We start from the raw sequence: 8,911 nt of genomic DNA, 5'->3' as shown, positions 1-8,911 counted from the left end.
TTCAAGACCGTTGCATTAAACCGCTCTGCCACGCTTCCGTTTCTTGAAGCGCGTATCTTAACGAAAAAGCACGTTATTGCCAAGCGGTTTTTGGCGGGGCGTGCGGTTCGCTGCTGCCGGATGTGTCGGGAAACGGGGAGGGTATACTTACCCGCTGTTTCCGTTCGGGCGGTTTGGGTTTGGAAATGTGTTGTAAAACGGGTTTTACCGGTTATGGATTCGGATTTGCTGTTGTAAAAGCGTGGTGCGGCGTTTCGGCGCATAGCCCAAAGCAGCCCGGGTTTATCCGTGTTGTTCGGCGCGCAGGAACACCCATTCGTTTTCGCTTGAGGCGGCAGGGTTGAAACGGTAGCCTTCGTAATCGAAATTCTTCAATTCTTCGGGACGCGCAACACGATGGTCGGCGGCGTAGCGCACCATCAGGCCGCGGGCGCGTTTGGCATAGAAGCTGATGATTTTGTACTTGCCGTTTTTTTCGTCTTTGAAAACGGGGGTAATCAGGCGGGCGTTGAGCTTTTCGGGGCGGACGGCTTTGAAGTATTCCCGGGAAGCGAGGTTGATTAAGGTGTCGCTGCCGGATTGGGCGAGTGCTGCGTTAAGGGTGTCGGTAATGAGTCCGTCCCAGTATTCGTAGAGGTTTTTGCCGCGGGTGTTGGCAAACGGCGTGCCCATTTCTAGGCGGTAGGGCTGCATTAAGTCGAGCGGCCGCAATACGCCGTATAGTCCGGAAAGCAGGCGGACGCAGTTTTGCAGGTATCGGATGCCGTCTGAATCGAGCGTTTGGGCGGCAAGTCCTTCGTAAACGTCGCCGTTGAACATGAATACGGCCTGTTTTGCGTTGTCGGGGGTAAACGGTGTGTGCCATGCGGCGTTGCGTTCGGCGTTGAGCAGGGCGATTTTGTCGGAAACGTGCATCAGCGCGGCCAAGTCCTGCGGGGCGAGGCTGCGCAGTTCGGCCATCAGGTTTTCCGCTTCGGCAAGCAGCTCGGGCAGGGTGTATTCGTGAACGGGTGCGGTGTCTTTTTCGTTCAGGTTTTTGGCGGGGGACAATACGAAAAGCATGGGCGGGTTTTCCTGTGCGGACGGTTTTCAGACGGCCTTACTTTACGGTTCGGCAGCGGCTTTGGCAATTTGAAATAATCAATAGGTTTGGTTTGCTGCGAAGGGTAAAGGCCGTCTGAAAACTTTTTTCAGACGGCCTTTGCGCTCTCGGTGTTTATTTTGCCGACAATGTTTCCAACCGTTTGACCCGTTCCTGTGTAAGCGGATGGCTGCTGAGCAGATTGGTGGCGCCGTGTTCTTCGTGGCCGTGCTGCTTTTGCAGGCGGAGCAGGAAATCCGCCAGATGTTTGGGCGGAAGTCCTAAGCGCTGCAATTCTGTGGCGGCATACAGGTCGGCTTCGAACTCAAATTCCTGGGAATATTGTGCGGCCGCTATCGTGGCGGGCAGGCTGGAAACGAGGTCGTTGGAATCGCCTGTAATCACGAGCAGGAACACGCCTGTGCCGATACCGCGCAATGCCTGTTGGAGGCTGTGGCGCTCTTTCAGATGGCCTTGTTCGTGCGCGAGTACGGCCAGGATTTCATGGTCGTTTTTGGCCAGTCGGACCAAATCGTCGGTGATGATGATGGTGTTGTTGGGAATGGCGAATGCGTTGGCGCCGATGGTTTTGCTGTTGCGGAAAACCAGCTTGGCGGGGGCGGAAGGTTTCAGGGTTTTGTAATACAGATCGGATATTTTCTGCCTGCGTTCCGGTTTCAGGCCGCTTGCTTTGGTCAGTTGGACAATGGCCTGTTCGGTTTGGTCGCCGATTTGTTTGAGGGTTGTGTCGGGCAGACTGCGGGAAACGTGATAGGCGGCGCCGGGAATGCCCCATTTGAACAGGACGAAAATCACGCAGATGACGGTAACGAAACCGATGCCCACCCACTTCCAGCTTTTTTCAAAATGCCCGACGTGCCTGAGCATGGTTTTGTGTTTCAGATCCAGCCAGTCGGGTATTTCGTTGCCGATGAATTCGATGCGGACATCGTCCGGCAGCTCCAGCACGGGCGGTATGCCGCCGACAGCCGCAATGTATTCTGCCTGATGCAGCGGATGGAAAACGGTTTGACCGTCTCCGTAAACGATGCGCAGGTATGCCCCGTCGGACGAAAGTTCGGCGGGGAAAGGAACATTGCGTTTGCCGTCGTAATAGCGCACGGTGATTTTGTCCGTCATGCGGTTTTTGTCCTTACAGGGAAAGGTCGAGATCGAATATGTCGGCGATTTCTTCGCCGATGCTGTGCGGGTCGTTTTGGGCGAGGTTCATCAGGTTTTCGGGGTCGTCGCTCAAATCCACGTACATCGATTCCGCAACGGCGCGGTAAAAACGTACGGCTGCCCAAGGGTGCATCAGGCCGAGCGTCGGCACGATCACGAGATAGTTGGTGAACTTAACCCATGCGTAGGAAAACGGACTCATGCGGGTATAGACGCGGCTGCGGCCGGTATAGACATCGTGCCATGTGGTACAGAACAGATAGCCTTGGGTCAGAGGCACGAAAAATCCCAGCATGAAAGCGTAGAAAACAACTATCATCAAACCGGTTAAGGTGCTCGGGTCGAAGGTGTTTGGGGACGAGATGCCTACGATACCTGCTATTAATAAGAAGATTATGGATACCACAAAAGAAATGGCCAGGAACACACCATACGGAAGCAGTACGGCTGCGTAAAAACTGCCGATGCTTGAATTCATTTTGAATTTCAGGTTGCCGATGTGCAGGTTGTCGATCTGGTAGGATTTGAACCAATACAGGGCAACGGGATAGAGCAGGCCGAAGCTGACAACCGTAACCAGCAGGCATTTGATGAACAGCCAGTAAGTTCGGCCGGTTGAAGCGGAAAAGTAGAAACGGCTGTTGCCGTATTTGCTGTTGCGTGCGCGGAAGCGCAGGGATGAGCGCACCAGCCAAGGCATAACCAGGAAGATGACGCCCCACATCACCAATGCCCAAAGCGGGTCGATATTGGAGAGTACCGAGGTTGCGGTAAACAGAACAACGGCGATGATACGCCCCAACAGGATGCGTGACGGAAGGGCGGTAAAGTCGAAGCGGTCGTTACCCAATTGGGTGTTGCCGTAAAAATAGCGCATCCGGCGTACTTTTGCCCAAGGCGAATAAATGCCCAAGGTGATGATGGTCAGAAACAGGTTGACAATCCAGATTTTGAAATATTCGCCGGCGTTGCCGTGAAAGTCGAACCGCCATTGCCGGAAGGGTGTTTTGTCGGTTTGCGGTGCCGGAGATGCGGGCAGGGGCTGAATCTCCGTCTGTGCGGTTTCAGGGGATACGGCCATACTGTTTTGCGTGGCGGATTGGGATGCATCGCTCATCGGATTGTCCTGATTGGTTTGAAAACCGCATTATAAAACAAACTGCACGGCTGTTCCGTATGCGGCAAAAGGCCGTCTGAAAACTTTTTTCAGACGGCCTTATACATGAACCGGCAATTCAAACCGGATGTCAGATTGCGCCGCCTCCAACCGGTCGCTCCGATACAACCGTGGGAAAATGTATCGGTACGGATACGGCAATGTGCACGGGTATGAGGGTTTGTATGGATTTCCAAACGGATGCCGTACCCGAAAACAGGCCGTCTGAAAAACCTGTTTCCCTTCATGAATCACTCCCTTCACTTACCATCTTGGAAGATGTCATAAATCATGAGATGAAGGACCTTATTGAAGTCTCTTTCGTACTGGCTGTCCAAGCCGGAAGACTCTTTCGCCCCACTTGCTGCCGGATAATAACTTCGAAATAGATGCTGAGTGAAGGTCAGATAGTCCAAGGCCCGTTCTTGACTGATATGCTCTTTAAGGATTGATTCAACCAGTAATTTTTCTGAAACCTGGCGATTTAAGTCTTCAATAACAGCCTTTTCCTTTGCCACTTCCTGGGCAATTTCTGCCGGAGCTGTCAGCCAAGCCTCAAAGAAGACATGGCTGTGGTAAAGACTGGTTGGCGTATCAGTCTTGTCTTATCCTAGAGCACTTCTTGCGCAAAGGAGATGGTATTGCCATCAGGATCCTCCATCTGACAGGTCAAAACGACCTCCCAATCCATGATGTCACTCGGCTTCAAACCCTTGCCGACGAGGTCTTCTCGTACTTTGTTGATATCGTCTACACCCAAGATAAGGCTGGATGGATTTCCTTCTTCTTGGGTCAGTTGCAGCCAGGCAGTCTCGGTCACCTGGTACTCTGCTATCCCTTCCATGGGAATGCTATCTGGCTCTCCCAGCCACCTTCTGTACCAGACTAGGCTTGCTTCCACATCCTTGACAGGAAAGACGGTGATGAGGCTTGTAAACTGTGATTTCATATGATTACTCCTTTATTAGTTCTAAATTATATCCAAGGGCTTGGGTCACCCAAAAAGACAGGTTCTCGCAAGCATTTTTATCCAGATCAATATAGCCTTGACAGGGCCTGCCCCTCATGATGGTAACAGAGGCACCGGCTATTGGGAGAAGCGCATTTTGTCTCTTCTTGCCAATACGAGCCATGACCAGGACCTCATCCCGTCCACTGGCACAAACGCACATTTTCCCACGCACCATAAATGCCAAACCGCCAAACATCTTTTTTTCAGCCACTTCATCTTCAAAGACTTCTGGAGGTAGTTGCCGCCTCAATTCCTCTCTAATCTGCTTTGCTGCTTCTTGCTTATAAGCCATAGCCATCCCTTTCTTTTATTTTCCGTCCAATTCCCAATTAGAATAGGCAATGGATTTAAGAGCCTGTTGACGAAGATGAAGTCGGTCACAATAAGCCTTTATCCTTCTTGCTAATTCCAGCTTAGCATGATTTTTCCAGAAAATCCTATCTTCAATTGCGGTTTTTAGATGCAAAAAACCAGCCTTGAAAAGGGCTGGTTCTCATGAGCTTTTCCAAATGAAGAGTTTGGTTTGTCCATCAAACTCTGCTTTATCAAACGCGGTACATTCATAGTGATGGGGGATCGCTTTCGATTGGGCGGCGCATGTTCAGTTCAAAATGAAGCTGAGTATTACCGGATGGAGCACCATAGACGGAACGGTGTGTTCATACAGCCTGTGCGGATGCTCTAAACCGCCGCGGTAGGGGTGTGTTCGGAAAATCTACACCCCGTCGGCGATTTCTTTGAACAGGCGGTAGGAGCGGAACTGTTTGTCTTCGTCGAAAATATAGCTGACGGCCATGACTTCGTCGGCACGGAGACGGTTTTGCAGTTCGGCGAACTGCGCGGCCACCGAAGCCTTACCGCCGACGAGCGAGCAGGCGAGCATTTGTTCGGCCATGGCCTGTTCGCTTGGCGACCACAGGCCATCCATGCTTTCGACGGGTGGTTGCAGGGCTTGGCGGCTGTTGCGCACCACGTTGAGGAAAAACTGCTGCTGGCTGGTGGCCAGATGCTGTGCTTCTTCGTCGCTGTCGGCGGCAATCACGTTCAGGCAGACGGTGAATTCGGGTCGGGACAAGGTTTCAGACGGCCTGAATTCGCGGCGGTAGATGTCGGCGGCCATGTCGAGCATACGCGGTGCGAAGTGGGCGGCGAACACATAAGGCAGGCCGAGTTCGGCGGCCAGATACGCGCTTTCGGTGCTGGATCCGAGAATATAGAGCGGCACGTTCAGGCCCACGCCGGGATAGGCGCAGACGAAGCCTTGCTGTCCGGCATCGCCGAAATAGCGTTGCAGCGTGCGCACGTCGCGGGGGAAGTTGAGCGACACGTCGCGCTCGTTGCGGCGCAGGGCGGCGGCGGTCATCTGGTCGGTGCCGGGTGCGCGTCCCAAGCCCAAATCGACGCGGCCGGGGTAAAGCGTTTCGAGCGTGCCGTATTGTTCGGCCACCATCAGCGGGCTGTGGTTGGGCAGCATCACGCCGCCGCTGCCGACGCGGATGGTCTGCGTGTGGCTGAGGGTGTGGCCGATGAGAAGCTGGGTGGCGGAACTGACGAGGTAGGGCATGTTGTGGTGTTCGGCAACCCAGTAGCGGGCGTAGCCGAGCCGTTCGGCTTCCTGCGCGAGCCGTATCATGGATTCGACGGCTTGGGCGCGGGTTTGGCCTTCGCGTACGGGCACGAGATTGAGCATGGATACTCGGGTCATGATGTTTTCCTTGGTTTGCGGTCGTATGCAGATAAAGGCCGTCTGAACGGGAATCAAGGGGGCGTACGGATTTATTTTGACTGTAGGTGTATGTAATCGGCAGGCTGGGGATGTGCGGTTTTACTGAATCGGGAAGCGGGCTGCTCCTTTATTCGGGGGCGGCAAAATATGTTGAACCTTGATGCCCGCGCAGATTGGCACGCTGAAATCCGTCTTGCGGTATCCGTCGGCAAATAAGGGCTTCGGCGTTTTCCATCCTGATTTCCGCCGGCACGGCCATAACGGTTTTTCCGGCTTTTCAAACGGATGCCGCGCCCGAAAACAGGCCGTCTGAAAAACCCGTTTCCAACCGGAGCGGTGTTTTCAGACGGCCTGTGCGGATGCCCTGACTGCGGTTCGGCCTAGATTTCAAAATTTCCCGCTTCGCTGCCGCCGCGTATCATGCCGGCGGCAACGGTGTGGTTGGTTGCTTCGTCAATCAGGATGAACGCGCCTGCGGCACGGTTGTGCGCGTAAGGGGCCGCGGCCAGCGGCTGCTGGGTTTTGATGCTGACGCTGCCGATGTCGTTGAGCCTGAGTTCGGCTGCGGATTCGACCTGCGACAGGGTATCGACATCCCAAACATAGGCGATTTCGGTGATTTTGGCGGCGGTGGTCTGCGTGCCGTGTTTGAGCAGGTATTTGCGGCGCGGGTTGAGCGGGATTTCGTCAAACCAGCACAGCGCGGCTTGAAAGGCCTGCACGGGGGCGACGGGGCTGTCGGCGGCAACGATGCTGTTGCCGCGCGAAATGTCGATGTCGGTGTCGAGCGTAACCGTGAGCACTTCGCCCGTTACTGCGCTGTCGGTTTTGCCGTGCGGCGTGTGGATTTCGGCGATGCGGGCGGTCTGTCCGCCGGGAAGCACTTTAACCGTGTCGCCGCTTTTCAGACGGCCTGCTTCCAAGCGGCCTTGGTAGCCGCGGAAATCGTCGCTGCTGCTGCCGTCTTGTCGGGCGACGCGCTGCACGGGGAAAAACGCCCCCTGTTCCGCCGTGTCTTGCAGTCCTGCCGGCAGGCTTTCGAGCAGGGGCAGCAGCGGCAAATCCCGATACCACGGCGTGTTTGCGCTGGGGCTGACGATGTTGTCGCCTTTGAGCGCGCTGATGGGCAGGAAACGGATGTCGGCCTGCAAACCGATTTTGGCGGCCAGTTCCCGATAGGCGGCGGTAATCGCCCGATATTTTTCTTCGTCGAAACCGAGCAGGTCGAGTTTGTTGACGGCGGCAATCACGGTGGGACAGCCGAGCAGTTTCAGAATCGCGCTGTGGCGTTTGGTCTGCGGCAAGAGCTTGGGTAGGCCGTCTGAAAAATCGACGCGGGTCGCGTCAATCAGCACAATCGCGGCGTCGGCAGTGGACGCGCCCGTTACCATATTGCGGGTGTACTGTTCGTGGCCGGGGGTGTCGGCGATGATGAATTTGCGCGCGGGCATGGCGAAGTAGCGGTAGGCCACGTCGATGGTGATGCCCTGTTCGCGCTCGGCGGCCAAGCCGTCGGTCAGGCCGGCGAAATCGGGCGTGCCGCCGTCGGCGGCGGATTGTTCGAGTTTGGCGATTTGGTCGGTGAGCAGGGTTTTGCTGTCGTAGAGCAGGCGGCCGATGAGCGTGGATTTACCGTCGTCGACGCTGCCGGCGGTGATGAAGCGGAGTAGGGGGGCGGTGGTGGCGGTCATGCTGCATTCCTTGGTTTTGTTCAGGCGGTACTTTAATCAGGCCGTCTGAAAAAGGGAAAGAATGGTTGGTTTGTTGTTAAGACGATTTTGTTATTTGGCACGCACAGGCCGTCTGAAAAAAAGCCCCCGCGGAGCAAACCGCAGGGGCGTTTTTCAGACGGCCTTAACGCTGCGACGGCAGCGGCTGCTGCTGTTTGCGTTTCCGTGCCGACCGCCACAGCAGGGCGTAGCACACGGCCACGGGAACCAGCGCGATGATGATTTTGAACGTCCAAGTCGCGTACCAGGGCAGGTTGACCACCAGCGTATCGCCCGCCGCCTGCGGCATCACGATGCCGCTGACCGCATACCAGTCGAGAAACGGCCACCAGCAGGCCACCAGAAAACCGCTGAACAGCGGCCACAGCCAGCGGCTGAAACCGCGCTGCCAAATCAGGAAACACGCCCCCGCCCAAATCAGCGTGAGACAGGCAATCAGCAGCGAAGTCTGCACGGGCGCGCCGAGCCAGCCGGCCAGAAAATAAGTGCATACCGTCCACAAAACGGCCAGTGCCAGCATAATCAGTTCTTCGGGGCGTTTGAACATAAACCTTCCTTTGTGTTTCCAAATGTGCAGACGGGTTTCACTATACCCGAATTCGCCGTGGTTGAACACGCCGCCGCCGTAGGTACGGTTAGGCGGTACGCCGTAACCGCACGCATGCCGTCTGAAAAGTTTGGTAGGGGTTTGTACGGTTACGCCGCCTGCGTACGGCTAACCGTACCTGCAACTTAACAAAATATAATCCGAATCAGCCAAAGTTAACAAAATGGCGGGTGTAAGTGTTTCAAGTTAAAGGCGTATAATCTTCAACAGCCCCGTGCGGCATACGATTAATCTTCTTCACAAACAAAAGGAGTCCACCCATGAAAGCAGCCCGTTTTTACGATAAAGGCGATATCCGTATCGAAGATATTCCCGAGCCGACCGTCGAGCCCGGCACGGTCGGCATCAAAGTGGCGTGGTGCGGCATTTGCGGCACCGATTTGCACGAATTTATGGAAGGGCCGATTTTCATCCCGC

10 protein-coding genes and 1 pseudogene are annotated in these 8,911 nt (G+C 55.1%); 2 read left to right on the top strand and 9 right to left on the bottom strand.

Annotated features, from left to right (window positions below; translation table 11 throughout):
* On the top strand, positions 1-237 hold a 237-nt coding region (locus ACEYDX_RS05810; RefSeq protein ID WP_373741085.1), incomplete at its 5' end, for a hypothetical protein.
* A gap of 45 nt (positions 238-282) precedes the next feature.
* Here ACEYDX_RS05810 and yaaA read toward each other — a convergent pair.
* The 9 genes from yaaA to ACEYDX_RS05765 all read right to left on the bottom strand — a co-directional run bounded on the left by yaaA (position 283) and on the right by ACEYDX_RS05765 (position 8,434).
* Entirely contained in the window at positions 283-1,062 is a 780-nt protein-coding gene (gene yaaA, locus ACEYDX_RS05805) for a peroxide stress protein YaaA (RefSeq protein ID WP_373741084.1), read from the bottom strand.
* Positions 1,063-1,216: 154 nt separating this feature from the next.
* On the bottom strand, positions 1,217-2,221 hold the full coding sequence (locus tag ACEYDX_RS05800; RefSeq protein WP_373741083.1) for a M48 family metallopeptidase: 1,005 nt from the start codon (positions 2,219-2,221) through the stop codon (positions 1,217-1,219).
* Between the two features lie 13 nt (positions 2,222-2,234).
* Positions 2,235-3,380: a YjgN family protein gene (locus tag ACEYDX_RS05795; protein WP_373741082.1), complete on the bottom strand. Its 1,146-nt coding sequence runs from the start codon at positions 3,378-3,380 to the stop codon at positions 2,235-2,237.
* Between the two features lie 299 nt (positions 3,381-3,679).
* Complete coding sequence (locus ACEYDX_RS05790; protein WP_373741081.1) at positions 3,680-3,937, bottom strand: hypothetical protein; 258 nt, start codon at positions 3,935-3,937, stop codon at positions 3,680-3,682.
* 92 nt (positions 3,938-4,029) lie between these two features.
* A complete protein-coding gene (locus ACEYDX_RS05785) occupies positions 4,030-4,368 on the bottom strand; it encodes a VOC family protein (RefSeq protein WP_373741080.1) in 339 nt (112 codons plus the stop codon).
* 4 nt (positions 4,369-4,372) lie between these two features.
* On the bottom strand, positions 4,373-4,723 hold the full coding sequence (locus ACEYDX_RS05780) for a TfoX/Sxy family protein (RefSeq protein ID WP_373741079.1): 351 nt from the start codon (positions 4,721-4,723) through the stop codon (positions 4,373-4,375).
* Between the two features lie 423 nt (positions 4,724-5,146).
* On the bottom strand, positions 5,147-6,136 hold the full coding sequence (locus ACEYDX_RS05775; protein WP_373741078.1) for an LLM class flavin-dependent oxidoreductase: 990 nt from the start codon (positions 6,134-6,136) through the stop codon (positions 5,147-5,149).
* A 401-nt stretch (positions 6,137-6,537) separates the two neighbouring features.
* A complete protein-coding gene (locus ACEYDX_RS05770; protein ID WP_373741077.1) occupies positions 6,538-7,848 on the bottom strand; it encodes a sulfate adenylyltransferase subunit 1 in 1,311 nt (436 codons plus the stop codon).
* A gap of 163 nt (positions 7,849-8,011) precedes the next feature.
* A complete protein-coding gene (locus ACEYDX_RS05765; RefSeq protein WP_373741076.1) occupies positions 8,012-8,434 on the bottom strand; it encodes a hypothetical protein in 423 nt (140 codons plus the stop codon).
* Positions 8,435-8,754: 320 nt separating this feature from the next.
* Here ACEYDX_RS05765 and ACEYDX_RS05760 point away from each other — a divergent pair.
* Positions 8,755-8,911, top strand: a pseudogene (locus ACEYDX_RS05760) (butanediol dehydrogenase); the annotation flags it as partial.

It is taken from the genome of Neisseria sp., from assembly GCF_041804105.1.
In the GTDB taxonomy this organism is placed as follows: domain Bacteria; phylum Pseudomonadota; class Gammaproteobacteria; order Burkholderiales; family Neisseriaceae; genus Neisseria.
Note: the sequence above shows the minus strand (reverse complement) of the source record. Positions and strands in the feature narration are given on the sequence as shown.